The 22,164-nt window shown below is 49.2% G+C and carries 21 protein-coding genes; 11 read left to right on the forward strand and 10 right to left on the reverse strand.

The features are described 5' to 3' along the window. Window positions 1-348: 348 nt before the first annotated feature. The 3 genes from MRJ96_00600 to MRJ96_00610 all read left to right on the forward strand — a co-directional run bounded on the left by MRJ96_00600 (window position 349) and on the right by MRJ96_00610 (window position 3,702). Complete coding sequence (locus MRJ96_00600; GenBank protein MDR4499939.1) at window positions 349-2,250, forward strand: sigma 54-interacting transcriptional regulator; 1,902 nt, start codon at window positions 349-351, stop codon at window positions 2,248-2,250. Window positions 2,251-2,538: 288 nt separating this feature from the next. Continuing rightward, complete coding sequence (locus MRJ96_00605) at window positions 2,539-2,931, forward strand: hypothetical protein (protein MDR4499940.1); 393 nt, start codon at window positions 2,539-2,541, stop codon at window positions 2,929-2,931. Between the two features lie 333 nt (window positions 2,932-3,264). After that, the gene (locus MRJ96_00610; protein ID MDR4499941.1) at window positions 3,265-3,702 is read left to right on the forward strand and encodes a response regulator; all 438 of its coding nucleotides are present in this window, start codon (window positions 3,265-3,267) and stop codon (window positions 3,700-3,702) included. Between the two features lie 67 nt (window positions 3,703-3,769). Here MRJ96_00610 and MRJ96_00615 read toward each other — a convergent pair whose 3' ends face one another. From MRJ96_00615 to MRJ96_00640, 6 genes are all read right to left on the reverse strand, one after another. Continuing rightward, the gene (locus tag MRJ96_00615) at window positions 3,770-4,411 is read right to left on the reverse strand and encodes a YceI family protein (GenBank protein ID MDR4499942.1); all 642 of its coding nucleotides are present in this window, start codon (window positions 4,409-4,411) and stop codon (window positions 3,770-3,772) included. Between the two features lie 89 nt (window positions 4,412-4,500). Beyond that, entirely contained in the window at window positions 4,501-5,148 is a 648-nt protein-coding gene (locus tag MRJ96_00620; protein ID MDR4499943.1) for a DsbA family protein, read from the reverse strand. Between the two features lie 17 nt (window positions 5,149-5,165). After that, on the reverse strand, window positions 5,166-6,197 hold the full coding sequence (locus tag MRJ96_00625) for a methyltransferase domain-containing protein (protein ID MDR4499944.1): 1,032 nt from the start codon (window positions 6,195-6,197) through the stop codon (window positions 5,166-5,168). A 43-nt stretch (window positions 6,198-6,240) separates the two neighbouring features. Next, complete coding sequence (locus MRJ96_00630) at window positions 6,241-7,329, reverse strand: hypothetical protein (GenBank protein MDR4499945.1); 1,089 nt, start codon at window positions 7,327-7,329, stop codon at window positions 6,241-6,243. A gap of 39 nt (window positions 7,330-7,368) precedes the next feature. Continuing rightward, window positions 7,369-8,205, reverse strand: coding sequence for an OmpA family protein (locus MRJ96_00635; GenBank protein ID MDR4499946.1), 837 nt, complete (start codon window positions 8,203-8,205; stop codon window positions 7,369-7,371). A 595-nt stretch (window positions 8,206-8,800) separates the two neighbouring features. Next, a complete protein-coding gene (locus MRJ96_00640; protein ID MDR4499947.1) occupies window positions 8,801-9,214 on the reverse strand; it encodes a VOC family protein in 414 nt (137 codons plus the stop codon). A 633-nt stretch (window positions 9,215-9,847) separates the two neighbouring features. Between MRJ96_00640 and MRJ96_00645 the strand changes: the two genes are divergently transcribed. Further along, on the forward strand, window positions 9,848-10,264 hold the full coding sequence (locus MRJ96_00645) for a response regulator (GenBank protein ID MDR4499948.1): 417 nt from the start codon (window positions 9,848-9,850) through the stop codon (window positions 10,262-10,264). A 52-nt stretch (window positions 10,265-10,316) separates the two neighbouring features. Here the strand turns inward: MRJ96_00645 and MRJ96_00650 are convergent, their stop codons facing one another. Together MRJ96_00650 and MRJ96_00655 are read right to left on the reverse strand one after the other, a co-directional pair. Further along, window positions 10,317-11,636 carry an MFS transporter gene (locus MRJ96_00650; GenBank protein ID MDR4499949.1) on the reverse strand — a complete coding sequence of 440 codons (1,320 nt, stop codon included), beginning with the start codon at window positions 11,634-11,636 and terminating at the stop codon, window positions 10,317-10,319. Between the two features lie 236 nt (window positions 11,637-11,872). Continuing rightward, window positions 11,873-13,546 carry a response regulator gene (locus tag MRJ96_00655; protein ID MDR4499950.1) on the reverse strand — a complete coding sequence of 558 codons (1,674 nt, stop codon included), beginning with the start codon at window positions 13,544-13,546 and terminating at the stop codon, window positions 11,873-11,875. Between the two features lie 598 nt (window positions 13,547-14,144). Between MRJ96_00655 and thiD the strand changes: the two genes are divergently transcribed. Next, window positions 14,145-14,972: a bifunctional hydroxymethylpyrimidine kinase/phosphomethylpyrimidine kinase gene (gene thiD, locus MRJ96_00660; protein ID MDR4499951.1), complete on the forward strand. Its 828-nt coding sequence runs from the start codon at window positions 14,145-14,147 to the stop codon at window positions 14,970-14,972. 91 nt (window positions 14,973-15,063) lie between these two features. Here thiD and MRJ96_00665 read toward each other — a convergent pair whose 3' ends face one another. Together MRJ96_00665 and MRJ96_00670 are read right to left on the reverse strand one after the other, a co-directional pair. Then, window positions 15,064-15,411 (reverse strand): hypothetical protein, encoded by a 348-nt coding sequence (locus MRJ96_00665; GenBank protein ID MDR4499952.1) that lies wholly within the window; start codon window positions 15,409-15,411, stop codon window positions 15,064-15,066. 328 nt (window positions 15,412-15,739) lie between these two features. Then, window positions 15,740-16,291 (reverse strand): c-type cytochrome, encoded by a 552-nt coding sequence (locus MRJ96_00670; GenBank protein ID MDR4499953.1) that lies wholly within the window; start codon window positions 16,289-16,291, stop codon window positions 15,740-15,742. 435 nt (window positions 16,292-16,726) lie between these two features. Between MRJ96_00670 and MRJ96_00675 the strand changes: the two genes are divergently transcribed. The 6 genes from MRJ96_00675 to MRJ96_00700 all read left to right on the forward strand — a co-directional run bounded on the left by MRJ96_00675 (window position 16,727) and on the right by MRJ96_00700 (window position 22,146). Continuing rightward, a complete protein-coding gene (locus tag MRJ96_00675; GenBank protein MDR4499954.1) occupies window positions 16,727-17,662 on the forward strand; it encodes an alpha/beta fold hydrolase in 936 nt (311 codons plus the stop codon). A 186-nt stretch (window positions 17,663-17,848) separates the two neighbouring features. Further along, window positions 17,849-19,210 carry a DUF3422 domain-containing protein gene (locus MRJ96_00680; protein ID MDR4499955.1) on the forward strand — a complete coding sequence of 454 codons (1,362 nt, stop codon included), beginning with the start codon at window positions 17,849-17,851 and terminating at the stop codon, window positions 19,208-19,210. Window positions 19,211-19,218: 8 nt separating this feature from the next. After that, on the forward strand, window positions 19,219-19,581 hold the full coding sequence (locus MRJ96_00685) for a DUF1499 domain-containing protein (protein MDR4499956.1): 363 nt from the start codon (window positions 19,219-19,221) through the stop codon (window positions 19,579-19,581). A gap of 42 nt (window positions 19,582-19,623) precedes the next feature. Then, window positions 19,624-20,439, forward strand: coding sequence for a mechanosensitive ion channel (locus MRJ96_00690; GenBank protein MDR4499957.1), 816 nt, complete (start codon window positions 19,624-19,626; stop codon window positions 20,437-20,439). 688 nt (window positions 20,440-21,127) lie between these two features. Beyond that, complete coding sequence (locus MRJ96_00695; GenBank protein MDR4499958.1) at window positions 21,128-21,517, forward strand: hypothetical protein; 390 nt, start codon at window positions 21,128-21,130, stop codon at window positions 21,515-21,517. A gap of 245 nt (window positions 21,518-21,762) precedes the next feature. Continuing rightward, window positions 21,763-22,146: a hypothetical protein gene (locus MRJ96_00700; protein MDR4499959.1), complete on the forward strand. Its 384-nt coding sequence runs from the start codon at window positions 21,763-21,765 to the stop codon at window positions 22,144-22,146. Window positions 22,147-22,164 lie beyond the last annotated feature (18 nt).

The raw sequence follows: 22,164 nt of genomic DNA on the forward strand, positions 1-22,164 counted from the left end.
TCCGTGTCCGCTTATGGACAGTGCGTCGTCTCGATTCATTCATATCGCTAGTATCTCACACGCCTCTTGAACGTGTGATGTGCATTTTTACGGATTATGCGGTCTGCCGCAAGTTCAAAGTTTACGACACATCCGCTGAACCATGAGATTGAGATGACAACCATACCCTGGCTCAGCCATGCAGTCGACGATCCGTGTACGGGCATGTTGAATTTGGTTCGCGGGTTAATCGTATCATGATTCACGATCACTGAAGAGCAAAAAGCATTGCTCTTAGGGATGTGAACTCCCTCTTACTTGTTGTACACTTGAAGCATTTGATCGCTAAGCTATGTACACCGTTCACTCATGACGCCAGATTCGAACCTCGACAACAAAAGTCTCGAAACCCCTGAGCAGCTCCAACGGGCACTCCATCATTTAGGTGAACGTGTCAAAGAACTCTCAGCCCTCCACACGACGGCTCGGCTCTTCCAGGAGGATGACGGGTCGATGGAACAACTCTTGTCGAAGCTTGTTGCATTGCTACCCCCCTCTTGGCAATATCCTGACAGTACCGCCGCACGCATCCGTTTCAATGATCTTGAAGTCACGACTTCCAACTATCGAACGACATCATGGGTCCAACGAGCCGATCTTGTCTGCCAAGGACAGATCTCTGGATTCATCGAAGTGGTGTATCTTGAAGAACAGCCACTTGAGGTCGAAGGCCCCTTTTTGGCAGAAGAACGAAGTCTCATTAATTCTCTGGCTGAAATGTTGTCGATTTACCTGGACAGAAAACAATCGAATGAGGCACTTCGACATGCCCATGACGAACTGGAGGAACGTGTCAGTGAACGAACGGCCGCGCTATCGGAAGCCAATAAATTATTGCAAGACGAGGTGACCCAAAGAACCGAGGCCGAGTCGCAACTCGAAACCGTCATCAGCCAACTCCAACGGAGCCATGACGATCTTGAGGCGATGATGAATCAACTCTCGATCGGCGTAGCCCTTACCGACCCCGATGGCATCATCCTGTTCCTAAACCGTGCCGCTCAAGAGTTTTGCCCGAAACGTTCCACACGGTACGTCGGCAAACATTGGAGCGAGCTCTTTGGCGACACCGAATATCGTACGCGCCTCGAAGAAATGCTTGAACGCCGGCCAGCGCAACGCCAATCTCTCATGGTTCAAATGCCCAACACGACCGGAGGACGTATCTGTTGGGCCAATGTGGATATTGGGGACGACCCCAGAGTACCCGGTCAAAAAATCTTTTATATGTACGATGCCTCCGAAGTTGAAGATCTCCGCCGGCTCCTCGGCGAAAGCGGAAAATTTCAAGATTTGATCGGCAAGAGTCCAGGGATGCAGGCCGTGTTTCAGCAGATCCATGAACTCGCCCGCGTGGACTCGACGGTCTTGGTCGAAGGCGAAACAGGTACAGGTAAGGAACTGGCCGCGCGGGCGATCCATCGTTCAAGTCACCGGAAAGACGGACCATTCGTCCCCGTGAATTGCGCGGGGCTCACAGAATCACTCGTCGCCAGTCAACTCTTTGGCCACAAACGGGGGGCATTCACCGGGGCCGTTTCCGACCAAACCGGCGTATTTGAGGCCGCGGAGGGCGGAACGCTGTTTCTTGACGAAATCGGAGACATCCCCCTGTCAGTTCAAACAAGCCTGCTTCGAGTCCTACAGGAACGAGAAGTGACGCGTCTCGGTGAGTCGAAACTCAGGAAAGTTGATGTTCGAGTGATTGCCGCGACGCATCATCGATTGGCCGAAGACGTGGAATCCGGGAACTTCCGCGCCGATCTCCTGTATCGTATCCGTGTCGGACGCATCCTGCTCCCTCCTCTTCGCGAACGAAAAGAAGACATTCCCTTGCTGGCCAGCTTTTTCTTGGGACAATGCCGTGCAAGCACGGGACGCCCTGTGAATAAGATTAGTCATGAAGCGGTACGCCTGCTGATGGCCCATCATTGGCCAGGCAACGTCCGAGAACTCCAACATGCCGTCGAATTCGCCGTGATTCGATCCCGAGGACACATACTACAGCCTCATGATTTTCCACCAGAGGTCATTGAACAGCAGGACCTTCCTCAAATCACCCGAGGCAAGAACGCTCCAGTCGCAGACCAAGATAATTCCATCCTCTCAGCTCTTGAGAAAACCGGGGGAAATCGAAGTGCCGCCGCCAAACTCCTCGGCATCAGTCGAGTGACGTTATATCGTCGTCTATCCCGCCTTGGCATTGATTAATCTCTGTATTCATTCAACCTAACCTTCCAGTCTCTTTAATCTCCGAACCACCACTCCCGCGCATGAAACACATGAAACACTTATGCATCACATCTGTAAACTATTCAGTTACACACTTACATTTATTTAACTGCACGTTATATATAAATGATTAATATTTAATGCTTTTTACATGGCATGACTCTTGATTACTTAATGAAGCAGTGTAAACAGAAATTAAGGATAATCAAATTGATTCGTTCTCATACAAAAACGGAAAAAGCTGAGAAGCTACGAAAGGAGGCCACAATGTCTATAAAAACGATCAGCGTCGGATTAGCGATGATGGTAGGGGTGGCGTTCACTTATTCCCCAGCATTAGCCAAGGGTTTCGATTCTACTGACACTGTCAGTCGGCAGACATTAGAAGCCCTGTCTGTAGATGAACATCGACGATTAGCCGATTCTGCAAAAGCCACCTTTGAGGATCTTGAAAGTCAGATCCAAAAGGTACAAGCACGCATCGACAAACTCAGTCAAAAGCCTCATCTCGATACCAAAGGGTTTAAGCGTCAAGGCTTACGGCTCTGGAAAGGTAAGCTTGTTAATGAGCTCAGAGAGGCTGCAAATAAGATGGTCTGGCACAAAACCCAAGCGAAAGATATGTTGGCTTCTCGAGACAAGCAAGAACAAGACTCCTAAGATACCTCTTTAGATTGCCCCACTCTTCTCCTGGAGCCACAAGTGCCTGTGCGCTCCAGGAGACTCTGGTAGATTCTTCTCATAAAGACTTATCTCTCGGAATGCGAGGTTGCTTTCTATCCTGTCATACCTTGCTATCTGGCATCTAAGAAATTTTAAAGGACACTACATCCGCTCTTCCGCCTGGCGACACATTTCAATTCTGTGCAAGCGATTTGTAACGACTCTCACCGTTCACTAAGTCATTCCGCTCATCCTCACATCATGTATTGAGACACCATAGCTCCCACATAATTCTGAATTTTCTTCAAGAGATTCCAGTCGAGACACACCATGAAAAAAATTCTCATCGTTGATGATAATCAGAATGTACGATTCTTTCTTTCTGAGTTTTTCAAATTACATGGATTTTTCTGCGTGAGCCTGTGTGATGGCTCTCAAGCCATAACTCGAATAAAGCAAGAAACCTTCGATCTTGTGCTGACTGATCTACACATGCCCATCATGAATGGATTTGAGTTAATCACAGCACTCAAAAAAACCCAAGGTGAGTGCGCCAAGATACCGGTCATTATAATGACGGCCGATGGCAGTTCGTCGGTCAGGAATCACGCCCGCCAGGCAGGAGCAGTTGGAATCTTACATAAACCATTTGATACAAGAGAATTACTGACTATGATCTCCGTTGCTTTACGCCTCAACACATCCACGTACCACACGGAAAATTCTCACGAACAGAAGCCGAAGAACGTCACGTCATCTTCCATGTAATTAGGATCTGCCCCAAAGCACTCCTCCTGACATTGAGAACTTCCCGTCACCATCTGGTATTCAATGTTTATCTTTTCGTAGGCTGTGCTTCCGGCATCTTTTTTTCTTGAATCACCTCGACTTCTAAGATAATTTTGACCTCGTCACCGACCATCAAGCCGCCATTATCGAGTAACTTGCTAAATTTCATCCCAAAATCTTTACGGTTAATAGTCCCTTCAGCCGTAAATCCCGCCCGAATATTGCCCCATGGATCCTTGGCCACACCATTCAATGTGCCAACCAGCGTAATTTCCTTGGTGATACCACGCAAAGTCAGATCGCCTAACGCTGTATACGAATCGCCTGTCTTCTTATAACTTTTCATCTTGTAGGTCATCGTGGGAAACGTTTTGGCATCGAAGAAATCCGGGCTTCGGAGATGTTCATCACGTTTACTGTGATCAGTAAAGACTGACTGCGTTTGAATCACAGCTTCAATCGTTTTGAACTTTTTGGCTTCAGGATCCATTTCAATCGTCCCCGAATATTCCAAAAATTTTCCGTTCGTTTTTGAGACGACCATATGCTGGACCTGAAACCCGATCGTCGTATGATCCGGATCGAGCTTCCATTGTGCCATCTCGGCTGTCGCCGCATTCACAAACATCAAGCTTGTCACAGCCATCATGCCCATCAATCCCTTGATCTGTCGTAATCGATTCCCCACAGCGACCTCCTAACCTAAAAAAATAATGAGACCTTCTGCCTGCCGTTTACACTCATTTCCGCAGACACGTTTCCCGACGTTTTCCCATATTATGTTGGTACATTCAATGCTGTTGAATTCAACCATGTTTCAATGATTGAAGCAAGTGAGTCGAAGGCTTGATAGCCCTGCGTTAGCATAGTCATCCCCTGATCATTCTGACCTAGAAGTGTCGGAAATCCACTCACACCTAACTCCCGAGATCGATCAAATTCATCCCACACCTCTTGTTTAACCTGCGTGCTCCGAAACAATCCTTCAAATTTCGCCCTATCGGCTCCCAGACTTTGGGCGAGATCGGCCAACACTGACTCTTTGGTCACGTCTTGGTTCTCTCGGTAAAATGCATAGTGGACCATTTTTAGGTACTGAAATGCCAGTGAAGGGTGTAACGTTCGCATGACCACAACCCCTCGAGCAGCCGGTTCAGTATCGTACGTGAAATCAGGCCCCATATGAAATGTAAAATCAAAGAGTTGACCAGTCCGTAGATGAACAGCATGCCAATGTTCGAGAATCGTCTTCCGTCGTTGCTCATCAAAGCGTTCTTTGTTTCCTGGACGAAGCCCTCCCAAGAGCAATTGAATATGACATCGCTCTTGATAACGTTCGCGTACGGCTTCGATAACCGGAGAGAACCCCCAACACCACGAACACATAGGGTCGGTCACATAAACGAGTGTGTGAGTCTTTGGCATTGCCATCATTCTGGGTTTCAGTTTTTATACGAAATCAGAACATGTTCTTTGGATTCGGGAACTGCAAACATCTCACTTCTTGGAAATCCCCCAGCGCGAAACATCCTATCGAGTTCCATAAATGTATACGCATCCCCGCCCGGAGTCGTCACGAGCATGATCAATGCAAAATCCGCTGAGGACGGACTCACTCGATCTTCATGTGGAACAAACTCCACAGTGATGACGCGTCCGTTCGGGTGAAGAGACGCATGGACCTTTCGAAGTAGAGAGACACACGTTTCAGCATCGAAATGATGCAGAAAGTTCGGAAGGAGGATCAGATCGTAATCAGATTTGAAATCAATCGTAAATGCGTTCCCGGCGATCGTCTGGTATCGATCCCCTAGAGAAGCCGCCTGGGCGTTTTTCTTAGCCACCTCCAAAACAGGCGCCGAATCCAATCCTACAATGACAGCTTCAGGAAAAGCCTTTCCGATCTCGATCCCAAACATTCCATGACCGGCTGCAATATCCAGCACTTTTTTTACGGGCTCTCCCTGTTGAGCCTGTTCAGACAGATGATGGGCGATCCATTTGGCCGGCGGCATCATCATCGGAACCATCGCTTGCGCGAACGTGACCCACTCCGGATGCTCTTCCGCCGTCGTACCTTTTTCATCCAAGGCTGTCCCCCCCTTTCGCACAGCTTCAGTCAAATGACGAAACCCATCATAGAGAGGAGCTGACAACATAAAATCCACGGTCCCGCCCAAGTATGTGGGTGAAGAACTCACGAGAAACGCTTTCGAATCGGGCATCAGCCCATAGTGATTCTCATCTTTGGTCAGAAACCCGAGAATCGCCAAGCCGTCCGCCAACATTCGCATGCCTCGTTCGGAGGTTGCACATCGTTCGGCCAACGCAGGGACAGATTCATACCCTTCATCAATCGCAGTAAAGACACCGAGGTCTATCCCAGCCTTAAGAATCGCACTTCGTTGATGTGCATTGATCGCTTCAAGTATTCGCTGTGGCGAGGCACCCGTCATTGACTGTTGTGATGTCATGATCCTTTCCTCTTAGATGAAGCCAAATAATAGCGCAAGCCGCTTACATAATAAGCTCTACCAACCCGTAGACGTTAAAGGTTTTTCCTTGATATGAGGCTTTGCCGCTGACAATTCCCATCGCAAAACCGCCGATCACCCAAGTGGAAACCCGATGAAACTCGGACAGTTCAAGTATCACGCTACCACCACCGCTTGGCGTAATCCACTTCAGACTCCATTCCACAGGCCATCGATACAGGCCTAACGCCTGGCTGAACCTGAGAGGCGTGAGCTGCAAGACTTGAAATCGTTCAGGCTCCCCTTCGACGGAAACGAACCCATCAAGTTTTCCGACCAGAGGTGTAAGTCGTTCGCTCTGTTGACTATGAACATAGAGATCGCCAACGCCGTCCATCGAAAGATAAAATCCCTGGAATTCCTTCCACAGTCCCCAATACGTGCGGGACAGACGGTTAAACTCAGTCATGAATACGTACTCATGGATAATCCGTCCCTTTACGATCCGCTCCCCCCAATGCAAGGTAGCCGGGGCCGAGCTCATTCGATACTGTTCCTGGCCATAGGTTCGTGAGAGAGCCGTTGCAAGCGGGGCCACAATGAGTGAGAGAGCATTCGATCGGCTCTGAATCGTTCTTCCAGTTTCAACATCCCCCTCAAACTGAAACATCGGAGAATCCGGTATAGTAACGACTTCCCGCCCTGAGTTCTCATACGACCCACTTCCTTGAAGAGCTATCCAGCCTTGACGCTCGTCATGGAGTAACGCAAAGATTTCAGACTGATACTCTTCCCCGTCTTTCCCGCGATTGGCATCCAAGACAAAAGCGACATGTCCCCGCTCATCTTGTCCGACAAATGAAAAATAATCCGAGACATACACCAGAGAAGACGTCGCGGCTACCGGCTCTTGAATCTGGCCATGCTGAGATTGACTGGCCGGGCATGGGAATGGAACAAAGACGCAGAAACACAGCAATCCGAAAGCAACCAATCGACTAAGACAGAGACTCTCAAAGAAAATTTGCGTCTGAAGGGAAAACAAGATGGATGAAAAGGACTCCCCAAAGGGATAGAAACAAAGGCCTCCCCGCCGGCGATAGCGGGGAGGGCACTTATTGATGTCGACCATTAATCATGGACGATGGCTCAAGTTCTCAAGCGCAGCTTCTCATTTTACCGCGAAATGCACTCGACGGTTGGCTTGCCAGCATTCACGGGTTTGTTCATGACAAAACGGTTTTTCTTTCCCAAAACTCACAACCTGCAATTTATCCCCCGGAACACCAAGATCAACCAGATAATCCTTCACCGCGAGCGCCCGGCGTTTTCCGAGTATCATATTATAGCTCTCGGTCCCCCGCTCGTCACAATGACCTTCCAAGAGAATCGTTCGATCAGATAATTGTGTGGAGAGCACTTCGGCGTTCGCGACAAGCTCCGGATAGGCTTCTTTCCGAAGTCCAAAACGATCGTAATCAAAATACACATCTTCCAATGCTCGGAGAAACTCTTCTATTCTTTGTTCCTTCTGGACGATCTCCGGCTCTCTCGGACTCAACTTGGCAATCTCCAGTGGAAGTTGTTGAGAAATCGGCTCTTGGATCATTTCCATCTCTTCCATGTTCCCCACAAGATCAGGTTCGGAAGCCACAAGATTTTCGCCTGCTGACGAAGATGAAGATGATGATGTCCCGACATTCCCTTGAGTTTGAGGCGTAGCGAAAATCGGTTGAACCGACTGGTTCTCATGGAATGTCGGAACCGGTGGCGCCTCGCCAGCAATATCCATGACTTGACGCTCTTCTGTATCCTTGGCCCTCTCGCCAGAGTTTGTGGTACCACTGACCAAACTCTCGGACGCATTCATCGTTTCTGCCAATTGACCAACTTCCGGAGTCGTTGACGAAACATCCTGGCTCATCACCCTGGTATGTAATCTGGAACTGCACCCCGCCAAAACAACAAGGCACAAAACCCACATAATAGGCAAGTTCTTCAATGGCATTGTATGCTCCCTTCTTCGTAACAGGCGTTATGATTAACGTTTTCAGGCTATGGAAGCCAAGTTAGACAAGTCAAGTCTTCCACTTAGGTTCTTTGCTCGTTGTCTGTTTCGCTCTTTTGCTGCTCATTCTTGTCCTTGAATGGCAGAGTCATTTATGGCCGATCGACGGACGATAGACATGCGTCGAATTCTCAACAATTCGAGACAACTCTGACACACACACGAGACCCTGCATCATTACGGACATGAACGTGATGAAATTTGGTGACCGATTAATACAGCAATCAGGGTAGAGTGGATGAAGACAAAGAAGAAGTCGGGACTAAAATGCCAGAAGAAATTGACACGAGCCGACTGGCCCATCAGTTAGAATTCCAGCAGAATCTTTGCGATACTCCACGGTCATATTTTGTAATAGGCCACGCGTCTGACGCGGCGTCAAAGCCAAGGAACAATTGGTACCAAAGACGATCCCTGAAGTACCAGCCCAAAATTCGGTATATCCAGAACGGCCTTTATACTCCGCCCAAGCCAACGGCACCTTCATTATACAGATTCAATAACCCTGTGGAAACATGCTCGAATTGGGGCCCATTCATTCACTCGAGAACGAAATCTTTGCATCTTGAATCTCTCGGTAAGGGAGTAACCAGACGAGGGATTCATCATGTAAGTCACCTACCTGAACACGATTACCCCATGGGTCGCGAAAATCGCACCGAAAATCAGGGTGAATCTCTAACCCATATTTTTGAGTAATCTTGTCACGCACTTCTCGTATTTGTGATTCATCTCGAACCATGATACCGAAATGTTTCGTTCGATCAGGCCTGAGTTCCTCCACCTCGAAAATCGCCAGAAATTGATGCTCACCTAACTTACACCATGCGGCTCCTTCTCCACCCCTGAGCATTTCTAAGTGAAAGACATCCGAGTAAAACTCGACGGCTTTTTTCGCATCATCAACCTCGATCGCAACGTGATTGACTCCGTAAACCTGAACCGACATGTCCCATGCCTCCGTTTCGCTCGTTCCAAATTCTCCCTCTGAGTATACAGGCAACCGGACAGATACTCATCAAAAAACTCATGAACATAAACCCATTTAGATTAGGATAAAACCCCGAAGCAAATCGCCACAATCGTCGATTCGGACGTACTCCTAACCCTACAGTGAACGAAAGTCCAGTCCCTTGGCAGTTATTTTGAAGATACAGAGCAATGTGTGAACTTTTTCCATGTAGGTGAAACCCTACAGGAAGCCCATGCTCACCTCAGCCATCAATCGCCGCTAAAATCTCATAAGTACATGCTTTTATTCATTATTCCAATAAAATATCAGCCAGGAATGATGTTTGCTTTTATAATCATTCCTCTAAGGATCACTTAGACCTGCCTTACCATGAACGAGGTTGTTTCATGTCGTATACGGCTCAATAATCGAAAATATTCGTCGGAGCATTACGAGTTGGCGGAGGGACTGAAGTTTTAAGAGGACACCAGGATCTGAGCCGCACCGAGGACCTGGCCTCCTCAATATAGCCACCTTCTCATTTGGTCTCTCCGCCGCCATATTTACCACTCAATGCCCGAAATATACAACGAACCCTTCTCCTCCTCAACCCGATTGGTAAGCTTCTAGATGTTATCGAGTCCATACCTGCAGTCTCCTGTCTTCGATAAGAATGAGAAACCGCCAAAGCGCATTCTGCTGGTCGATGATGACCTGCTCGTTCGAGGATGCATGCGACGATATCTTGAGGGGCAAGGGTATCACTGCACCGAGGCCGACAATGGGGCTATGGCTTTGAACACTCTCGCGAACCGAACCTTTTCTCTCATCATCACGGACAACCAAATGCCAGTCATGGATGGCATCACATTTCTGGAAACCCTTTATGCGAGACAGCAAGGATCAACTCCTGTCATCATCGTGACTGGACGTGTGACTTCGTCACTCACTCAACGAGCCCACCATATTGGAATCACTTCGATTATCGAGAAACCCTGCACATTGGGGATCCTCTCGGAAGCCATTGTTGAATCAATTGAAGCTTGAAATATCCTCTTGACGACAGGTTTTCCTTGAGCATTCTTACCTCCGTACGTTCTCATCTTGGTTGCCGGGACATGAAGTATTGCGCGAGACCACCGCACAACATTCCCAAGACTCCGCACCCCATCACGCCATACCAAATCCCCCTATACTCCCCAAGGGAATCTTCTGCCATATCTGCGCCGAACGCCATTCCAAGAAAACCACTCATCGATAAAACCACAGCCCCAACGAATTGACCAATCATATTCATCCCCCCTAGGTAACGACCAGTCATTGCCACGCCCCATCGCTCTGAGACGATGGCATTCATGATAGGAAACGCATGGAGGAAAATTCCCAGAAGGAATGAAACCATACCCAATATCCATGGCGATAATGCGGCATACAGGTAGGTGCTGACACAGCCACCAGCGATTCCCAGACTGATTGCCGGGACGAAAACTCGTGGGAGTTTCCAGCGCATCAACCAATCTGAGAGCTTGCCAAGTACAGGACTTCCGATGACATGCCCCACAACATACAGCGTCCCGACAGTCCCCCCGGCAATGGCTGCAGCGTTTATGTCATATTGCTCCTTCAATCGAAACCAATCAGCGGCGAACAAACTCATCCATGCTGGCACAAGCCGTAACGCGACAAGACTAAGTGCAAAATACCCTCCGAGTAACCACAAGACAGGATCGCGCGTCCACGTCCATGCTCCACCACTTGATATTGCGTGCGTGCCATCAGTCCCAGCGGCAGCGTTCCCGCGCAAAGCAACCCCCTTGAAGGAAGCGGGATATGAGCGGAGGAATCCCACACAAAGAATCCCCACGAGCGACACCAGCACGGCGACAAGCTCGATGGCCCCTCGCCACCCAGATCTCAAGAATGATGAGTCTTGCAACAAGTACACTGACAGGAGTGGCATCAACAAAAAAGCGACTCCCTGTCCGACCCCACCTCCAATTCCGTAATAGGTTCCGTTCACCACCCCACGCTCACGCTCACCAAACCAATGACTCAGCATGCTGGCAATCGGCACAAACGCTGTCGCAGCCGTGATCCCAAGAAACACCCTCCACACGACCGATTCCTCCAGACTGTCAGACGTAGAAAAGCCCAACAATCCCGCGGCTGAAAGGAGAGCACCCGCGCCGATGACATATCGTCCGCCAAATCGATCCGTGATCCAGCCCCATGGAATTTGCGCCAACGCATAGGGATAGAAAAAGGCACCACCCAAGAGGCCCAACGCGGCCTTATCGAGCCCTAAATCCTGACTGATATATGGCGCCAGTCCCGTATAGCTCCATCGCACCAGGAATGACACCCCATAGGCCAGAGTACAGAAGAGTAGAATGATCCATCGATATGACGGGCGATGCAAAATATTCAAACCTTCTCAGGCCATGACGCACGGATTACTGTACACGCGAAACTCTGACAATCTTGAAAACTCTTGAGGTTGAGGTAGGCGGGATCGTGACAGAGGTGGGCTCGTGCGGACTGTTAGCTTCTCGCGGCCTTCTTCGCAAACGACGAATCAGGTCTCGATTACAGAACAGGATCGGAAACATTCCTGTTGTCTTCAGTCGCTATAATTTCTTTGAGCGTCATCGCCAATTATTGAGCCTTCACAGGCTTCATAAGAAATGCACGAATCCCCATGGCTTTCGATTTCTCCAAGGACATCGCATGGCTATAGCCTGTACATAAGACGATCGGAATGTCCTTTCGTATGGCCAATATTTCACGGGCAAACATTTCACCAGTCATCACCGGCATCGTTTGATCGGTAACGACGATATCATACTGAAACGGCTGGCGACGAAAGAGTTCTAAGGCCTTTTGCGCGCATGTTTCGAAGACCACGTCATATCCGAGGTACGTGAGCAACTGCTCGCCCCAGCGGGCTATGCTTTCTTCATCATCGACGAATAAGACCATCCCTTTTCCGGTAGGTAACGATCCCTCATCATCAAAAGCCAATGGCTTGCTCATGTAAAGGCAGGGAAGCAAAACATCAAATCGGCTCCCGAGCCCCGGCGCACTCGCGGCCGCCACGGCCCCCCCGTGACCGAGAACGATACTATGAACGACAGCAAGCCCTATGCCGGTTCCTTCTCCTAACGATTTTGTCGTGAAGAACGGATCGAAAATTCGATCAAGAATTTTCGGATCCATGCCTTCTCCCGAATCAGAGACAGTTAAACGGATATAATGCCCCGGTGCGAGCTGAGTCCCCCCATGCATCACGGGCTCCTTGATGTCTTCAGTCGTGACAGCAATCTCTAGCACACCGCCTTGCTTCCGCAATGCCGCTTCGGCGTTGGTACAGAGATTCATTAACACTTGATGGATTTGTGTGGGATCCGCATGAATGAGACACCCTTTATTTCCAGAGATCCCGCTTTGACGGATATCAATATTGGCGGGCAAAACGGGTCGAAGCAATCGAAGAGCTTCCGAGACAATCTGAGGTAAATCAACCGATTGCCGTTCTTGTTCAGTTGTACGGCTAAATGCCAGAATTTGCCGCACCAACTCTCTCGCACGAGTCGCGGCGGTAATCACTTCGTTGAGGTAGGTATGGATGAGAGATGTCTGCGCAGCGTTCATGAGCGCGAGTTCAGCATAACCAAGAATAGAGCTCAAGATATTATTAAAGTCATGAGCGATGCCGCCCGCCAATGTGCCGATAGCCTCCATTTTCTGAGCTTGCCGGAGTTGCCGTTCGCACTGCAGCAGAGACTCTTCGACACCTTGCCGTACTTTCATTTCCTCTTGGAGCACCTGCTTCACCCTCGAAACTTCTTCGGCCTGACCTCGAACCCTGATTTCCAGCTCATCAAAGGATTTTTGCATTGCCCGTTCAGACGCTTTCCACGCGAGACGGTCTTGGTACACTTGAACCGCCTCACGGAGTACGACCGGTAATAATGTTAAATACGCTCCAGCGGGGTCTTTCATAATATAGTCATCGACTCCGGCCTTGAGAGCTTCCACGGCAAGATCTTCAGTCCCCACTCCTAGCAAGATGACGAAAGGGATCATCACACGAGACTGTCGGATTTCTTGAAATACGGCGATACCGGACTTCTGAAGGCCCACGTTATCACAAAGGATGAGATCAATATCTGGTGGATTGCCAATGAGCCGGTCGAGCACCTGGCCTGCAGCCTGACAAACCAACAGGTCCCATTGAATCTGTCGATCCGTCAGCGCAGACCGAACGGCATGATGATCCGAAGGGTCACTGGCAACATGCAACAGGCGGATATGGGTGACGACAGACATCAGTGCGATAGCTCCCTCATAAGAGAATGCAATGAATAAATCCGGCCTTCTTTCTAGGGCAAATTTTTCCAGAATCACCCGGCTACTAATGAACGCTCAACGACTGAGAGCATCTCAGGATCGTTCAATAGGGTTGACGCGTCCGTCTTCAACCTAATGTAAAGAAAACAAACGGATTATCCATGACCAAGATACTCGTGACTCTCCTCTAAGCCGAGATTCCCTTCATGAATGCGGTAGGAAAATAAACAAGATGAGGCAGGATGAAGAAGCATAGGTCTACATGCACAGAAATAATACGTTAAAAAAATTTGCATAGAAAAAAATCTTGAAGGAATTGACGCATAATGTCAAGAACGTATCGCGTGCCCCAAAACCACGATCAGACGAAGGCACAAACTCCTCGCTCGTCATTCATCATCCTTGGCAACTCCGAACTTTGACGACCCATTCAATGCAGTGGTAGATTCCCAATCTACTATAGCGAAACCAAATACCTTCCACCCGATTCAAGACAACTGACGCCGCGTAAGACACGACTTCACACATTCGGAAGTTCATTTGAACGGCGATAACGGCGATCATACACATAGGCTTCATGCAAAATTCTTCCTCTTCCACTCAGCTGCCAATCCAACAAGTGCTCACCATAGCAGGATCTGACTCGGGAGGGGGAGCGGGTATTCAAGCCGACCTGAAAACCTTCTCTGCGCACGGCGTGTTCGGGATGTCGGTTATCACTTCGATTACGGCACAAAACACGCAGGAAGTCACGGCGGTATATGATCTTCCTCAATCCATTATCGACGCCCAATTGGAGGCGGTCTTTTCAGATTTTGAGATCTTCACGGTCAAAACTGGCATGCTATCGACCACCGATATCGTGTCCGGAGTCAGTAAAAAGCTTGCACAATACCCGATCAAAAATCTCGTCGTCGACCCCGTCATGATGTCCAAGAGCGGACAACCCCTCTTGCAAGATGATGCGATTGATGCCGTGAAGACCAAATTACTGCCATTGGCCTTTCTTGTGACGCCGAATATTCATGAGGCTGAATTGCTCGCGCAGATGAGGATTCAAACACTGGCTGAAGCACGTGAGGCCGCAAAAATCATCCATCGACTGGGCTGTCGACACGTATTGATCACAGGTGGCCACTTACTCGAAAAGCCAGCCATGGACCTTCTCTATGACGGACGATTCTTTAAAATGTATCCGGGAGACTTTATTGACACGCCTCATACCCATGGAACCGGCTGCACCTATGCGTCAGCCATCGCGGCAAACCTCGCAAGAGGGCTTGCCCTGCCAGATGCTGTCGATGCCGCAAAACGCTACATCACTTCAGCCATTCGACACGGGCTGGCCATCGGTCATGGCCATGGGCCGACTGATCACTTTTATTTTCTTCCTAAACAAAACTGAATCTTCCTGAAAGATTACTTGCTCATTCGTGAAACAACACCGCCTCTATGCATTAGCGGATTTTGGATAAACACGCTTCAGCACCCACGGCTTAGTATTCTTCGGCATGAAAATGCCCTAACACGGCATGATGCAACTCATGACCACAGACAGAAAAATTCCACTTTGAGCAATACAAGGTCTTAGTCGTAAGGTCATAGAAGCCTCTGATATTTTTTATCTGCGGCGCATGCTCTCCATGGAACGACGTGAATTGAATCCCTGTCCGGCCAGTATGTTGCTCCCATTCCTCTCGAAGCGTTTCCTGATCGACGAACACCACACGCAAGTCTTGAAGAATATGTTCATCTCGATACCGGCCATCATGGCTACACCCCATTCCACCGGCCAACATCAGGTACAGGGTAAATACGATGACAGTATGGAAAAGTACTCGCATCGAAAAAAGATCCTTCAGCTTTTTCCCCATTCGAGATAGTCAAAAAGCACGCCCGATGCCAACCACGATCGGAAGCATAAAGATCCCCTAGCCCATTGAAAAGTTTGAACATTTATGACGACATCCTTGAACGCTTCACGAGACAGAATGATTGTGCCATACACGAAATGGATACGCGCCGGTATCTAATTGGATATGAGCCAGGGTGGGTGGGAGCGTACGATGTTGATTCATCGTACGTGACGGTAAAAAAAATTCGAAGAATGCCTCTACGTAGAAAGACGTAAATCCTTCACGACCAGAACGTTTCTCGATGGGTTGACATCAATTATTCAGCGACTCGCTCCAGGTATGCCACCATCTTGTCTAACGCTCCTGCGCTCAGCTTTTTCCCATACCAGCGAGGCATCACGCGATCAGGGTACCCGGGAACCACATACGCGCCGGGCTCCAGAATAGACTCCATGATATACTCATGAACCGTGGTGGCTTTGCCGTGATAATTCGGGTCGGCTAAACGTTTGGGGCCATTGGTTTCGAGGACTAGACGAGGCCCCTCTCGCCCTTTGGCGGCCAGAATTCCTGGAATGGTATGACAAGCGGCACAACCGGACTGAATGAAGAGTTTCGGGATCGGCTCCTCTCCGGTCGCCAATGGAATATTGGCCAAGGCAACCTTGGGATCTCCAGTCTTGTGGGGTTGCGCGGCTCCACTTTTTTCAAGACCGGGACCTTGACCTTCGATTGATGGATTCTTCGAAACGGGGCGACCAGAAAACATTGTCATTGACAGAGTCACAAAAATTCCGCCCAGTACCGCTAAAATAATCAACCATGTTTCCCTGTCCAGAAAAGACTTTTTCGATCGTGGTTCAGTCATATGACTCCATGAAGATAAAATTGTTCCGTCATCAAGCACCATCAGACTTCATGCATCGTCATTCCATGATCCTGCCGTCATTGACAGGCATTACCCCTAACACATGACATGAGCAAATGACAGGAGAGCGTCTCCCACAGTTTTTGTGGACAACATTGTGAATGAACCGTTCATGAATAGTCCGACATCCAAGCCCACTCGGCCAATACTACAAACTGCATATTTATAAGGCATTGTGCCTCAGAAACATAACCTACCATATCTTGTATATCGAAATTATCCCTGAACATAAGACCTCGATGAACGATCTGTCTCGCATTCACTGCCTCGAACGACGCAGCCAAAAGAAATACATACCATCATTCAGCTAATCTCTTCCGTATGTTCCAGACCCATCCATTCATCCCGCACCCCTTCCTTCGCGGTCCACATCGAATGACATTAGTCCCTCGTTGGATTCCTCGTCCATCCTTGCTTCGCGATGTCCCGACAGAGACGCGTCTCTTTCAAGTCGATTCACAGTCACACATTTCTGCCAAATGTCACTGGCAACGCCATCCCGAAAAACACACGACCATCGTTCTCATCCATGGCTTAGAAGGGTGCACCGAGTCGCACTACATGAAAGGCATCACACACAAGGCCTGGCATGCAGGAATCAATGTCATCAGACTAAATCAACGCAACTGTGGAGGGACAGAACATTTGACGCCTACCCTCTACCATACCGGAATGAGCGGCGATCTGCATGCCGTGACCTTAGAACTCACCTTTCACGATAAGCTACCTCATATTTGGTGTATAGGCTTTTCCATGGGTGGCAATATTACACTAAAATTCGCGGGCGAAGTTGGAGACTCGCTCGAAAGCTTACGGGGATTCGTCGGAGTCTGTCCCAACATTCACCCGGCCGCTTGCGTCGCCGCTCTTCAGTTACCTCATAATTTGATCTACCATCATTATTTTCTTCCCAGGCTGAAAGCCAGATTACGACGGAAAGCGCGACATTTCCCCGGGAAGTGGGATCTTGCCAAACTTTCTACGATCAAAACCATGTGGGAATTTGATGACGTGTATACCGCGCCAGATAGCGGGTATCAGGGTGCTGAAGACTATTACGACCAATGCGGAGCGCGCCACGTGCTCCACGCTATCCGGACACCCACATGGATCATTACGTCTCAGGATGACCCGTTCATTCCTCTCCACATCTTTGACGTCGAGCCGATTCGAGAGAATCCTTCCATTCAATTTATTGCCCCTGCGACTGGCGGACATTGTGGCTTTCTTCAACGTACTCAGCCTCATGAAGACCATTTTTGGATCGAAAACCGTCTAGTCGAGCTTGTGAAAACAGGCATTCGCCGATAGCCAAAGAGACGGCCTTTGAGTTTCCCCTGTCATGCGTACCATGGTCCTTTTGAGAGCGTCAGGCTAGGGCATCAAACTTTCTTACGACGAGTGCTTGCACATTCAGCTTTCTTGAGCTAGAACCATTACTGGAGATTATCATACGTGAACCGAAGAGTTTTACCTGTATTTTCCTGGACTTGAACGATGCCCAACCTTTCCAAATCCCAGCCTGGCTTTCTTCGACAGGTCCACGAACCCACGAAAAAATTCCTAGAAGAATGGCTCGATGCGCCCGCGCATATCCATCATATCGCTCATCGAATGGCGAATCCGCCTTTGGAGCGCCCGCAAACCCGTCGAGAATTCCAACACCTGTTGCACTCTCTGTCGATTCCAGAACGCACGACGGTCATTCAGGAAAAATTTGGTTACGGAGTCTCTACCGCCCACAATGGGGATCGACTCGTCATTACCTGGGAAGCGCACACGGAATACTACAGTTACCAGGTCTGGCACATTCCCCATGACAGCTCCCAGCTGCTTGAATTCGGTCCGATAACATTTCCTGACTATGTTTTCCCGTTTTCTCCTCTGGGCATCGCCGTCAATGCTCTCGACATCATCATTACCCCGAATGCCCAGGTGACACCGCAGGCCCTGAAGCTACGCATGCCAGGACCACAACTCCACGGCGGCCAAGTGTTTGGAGACGAGATTTCCGTCGTCGCTAACTTCTCTCCGGATGAATACGGACGTGAGCGGTATTACGTCTGCGCGGCATCCCGTGATGTGCTGCAAGCGAAACTGACGAATTTAATCGACACTCTGGTGGCGATCGAAAACTATACGCACCTGATCCTTCTCCCGTATCAGGCCTTCAGCACGGCGGTTGATCAAGTACATCACTTCGAACAACGACATCTCTACCAACGCAACGTCATCACGAACCAGCTCGAAACCGCCACGTCCGAAACCTTGCAGAAATGGCTCACGGTATTGACCCAGGATTTCATGAAAGTCAGTCGATTGGCAGAATCGATGCGCTATAAACTCTCCGCGGCAGTGCCCTATGAACGAATCATCGAAAGGAACGTCAAGACACTACAGGAGCAAGCGTTACCGTCATGCCGGTTAATTTCTGACTACATCCACCACAAAACAACCGGAGTGGCGGATGGCTATCAACAACTATTGAAACGTATCGATGCCTTGGAAAAGGATTTTGAGGGAACGATCTCCGTCATACGAACCAAAGTCGATCTCCTCTTACAAGATCAGAACCTTGCCCTCCAGGATCAAAACCTCAAACTGTTGGCGAGTGTCGATAAAACCACGAAAAGCCAGGCCATCCTCCAACATACGGTCGAAGGACTGTCGGTCATCGTCATCGCCTATTATCTCAGCGGCCTGGGCAGCTATGTCTTTAAGGCGTTACATGAAGCGGGCATTCTCGACAGTTACTCCTTCGCATCGGGAGTTTTTGTTCCAGTCTCCTTGATCATGTCTTCTGGTCTCGTGTTCATCGGAAGAAAAATTCTTAATACGCGCCTCTTTCAAGAGCACTAGGTGATCACATGCCTCAGCGCCACTCGCTCAAACCCTGTCCAGACTCGCCAAATTGCGTGTCTTCTCACAGTCATGACCCCAGACATCACATCGAGCCACTTGCCTTTTCAGGCACGATCGACGAGGCAAAAGAGAAATTACGAACGATTCTTGAGCGACAATTCCAGGCGCACATTACGACGGATCATGACTTCTATCTCCATGGCGAGGTAACCTCTCCATGGTTCCGGTTCATCGACGATATCGAATTTCTCTTCGACGCCGAACGGCACCTCATTCACGTCCGATCAGCTTCCCGTACAGGATATTGGGATCTTGGCGTCAACCGAAAGCGTATTGAGAGACTTCGAAAGCAGTTTGCCGATTCTTGATCTTCAATCTGTCTGAAACACCACTAAACAGGAGATATGACCATGCAAGACACTCTCGAACAGGGAATCGCGCTCCTCACAATGTATGGTTTGAAGTTGATCGGCGCCATCCTCATCCTCATCGTTGGACGGATGGTTTCATCCTGTGTTGCCAGATCTGTAGACCGATGGCTCCTACGATCAGGGAAAGTCGACGACACCCTTCGGCCATTTTTCGCGAGTTCTGCTCGCTACCTTGTTCTCATTGTCACCGTCCTCGCCGTTCTTTCCCAATTCGGGATTGAAACCACGAGTCTCGTCGCGGTCCTGGGCGCCGCCAGTTTAGCGATCGGCCTGGCCTTACAGGGTACGCTGAGCAATGTTGCCGCCGGTGTCATGCTGCTCATCTTCCGGCCATTCAAAGTTGGGGATTACGTAGAAGCCGCCGGCATTGCGGGAACCGTGAAGGCCATTACGCTCTTAGTCACAGAACTGGCCACACCGGACAATGTGCAAATTTTGGCGCCCAACGGCCAGGTCTGGGGCGCCATCGTGAAAAACTACAGCCATCATGCGACCCGCCGAGTAGATCTGGTCATGGGAATTGATTATGGCGACGACATTGACAAGGCCATACAAACCGTCACATCCGTCGCCAACGCAGACTCCCGAATCCACACAGACCCCGCTCCGATGGTCGTGGTCGGCAACCTGGGAGACAGTTCGGTGGACTTGACGATTCGCGTGTGGTGTAACGCCGGCGACTACTGGGGCGTCAAATTTGATCTCACGAAAACCCTCAAACAACGATTCGACGCCGAAGGCATTTCGATTCCGTTCCCGCAACGAACCGTGCATATGACCCGAGCCGAAGGATAGGCATCACGCGGCCACATCTCGCTTACATAGCGGCTTGTAAATCTTGGAAGAGGGGTCAAGTTGCGTATTTTATAACATAGCGCTTGAGCTGTTGAACGGTTTTTGCGAGGGCTGGGTCTTCCTGGCTCTGATTCCGTATCTGACTGGTGATAAAACTCACAGACCCGACATTCGAGAGTTCAAATTCCCCCATAATGTCCGTCAACCGATACTCCCCAAGCTGTTGACAGAGATATATGACCAGCTTATGAGCCAAGAGGCCCTTAATAGAAGTAGCCGTTTTATCGATTGCCTGTCGGGAACTTACAGGATTCCTTGAATTCACCAATATAGATAGCCTGCCACCCATTACCCCGAGCCATGACATGATAGAGAGCACCGGCATATTCAAGACGTAATTGTCGGGCCATAGCCCCAAAATCAATAAGGGGGCAATATAAAGTCAAGCAATGACCCCATCTACTCTCCTTCCTCGGCAAGATATCCCAATCGGTTGCAACGAAAAGGCGGAATGCCAAGTTTTTGGAGATTGTCTCTGATTGCGTAACGTTGGGGCATTCAAGCAGATGGCTAGAATGACTCGTGACTGAACGCGACCATCCAGAATTCCATGATTTGGCCGAAAATTTAATAAGTCATGAATGTCTGACAGAGAACGGAAAACCGCCGTACGAGAATCCCCTTCCCCATGTCAAATACTTCAGCGCACATCTTAGATGAGGCCATCATTCAACAAATTCAGGAATGGATGAATGCAAAAAGCACGGAGGAATTGTTCGCGCTTGCACAAGAAGCGGAGAGCAGACCTGACGCCTATTCTGCAGAAGTTCTAGAGGCCACCAAGCGAATTCTGGCGCGACGCGGGGTTATCTCACACACAACCATTGAGGGGGACTATAGAGAGGAACCGGTGAACAATTTGAAGTTCAATGGCCAAATAAAACAATCCAGTATTTCAATTCGTTTAATGAATTACTTCGAGAGATCCTACGAGGTAACGTCAAGCGCTCCTACAAAATCCGTCATGCTGAGAACGCTTCTGCTGACAATGAAACCTCTTCACGGCAACCATGGCTAACAATTGACCAATTTTCTGACATCACCAATACATTTGAATCCCTCTACCGCCCACTATGGTCTCACATAATTATCGGAATGCGGATTGGCGCAGAGATCGTGTTCCTGTTTCTATACCCTCTAGTTATGGCAGGCATACGAACATCTTCAGGCTTTTCTTACGAACAAAGACCTCTGATGTTTCTGGAGGTGTTTATCTACATCAATGTGATTGGGGTTATCATTTCTTCAGTGAAGAACACATTTATGAAGAGGCAAGCTTCGAGTTATCGGCTGGATTTCAGTCCAGACTTATACGTGGCAAGCACGCTCTATGTTCTTTGTGGAGCTTACTACTACCTGAAATATCAAGCACTCGCCTTATTTTTCGCAGACACAATCTCCATCATCTTTGGATTTCTAGGCTCATTGTTGTTCAGTCTCGTATGCGGAGTGCCAGCCGGAGCCATACTGGGCACAATCATCGGTCACTTCCGTGCTAAGACGCTTCCGCGTGCACCTGATGCCGAACCTGAAGGGTTCGTGCCTTATCAAATTGGGCTCATCTATGCTCCTCTAGGCTTACTGGTTGGAATTCCCTTGACATGGTGGCTGTATCCGCTGTTTTTAGAGGCTCTCACGAAATTGTAGAGCCACACGTGGCTCGTA

It is taken from the genome of Nitrospirales bacterium, from assembly GCA_031315865.1.
In the GTDB taxonomy this organism is placed as follows: Bacteria; Nitrospirota; Nitrospiria; order Nitrospirales; family UBA8639; genus JAGQKC01.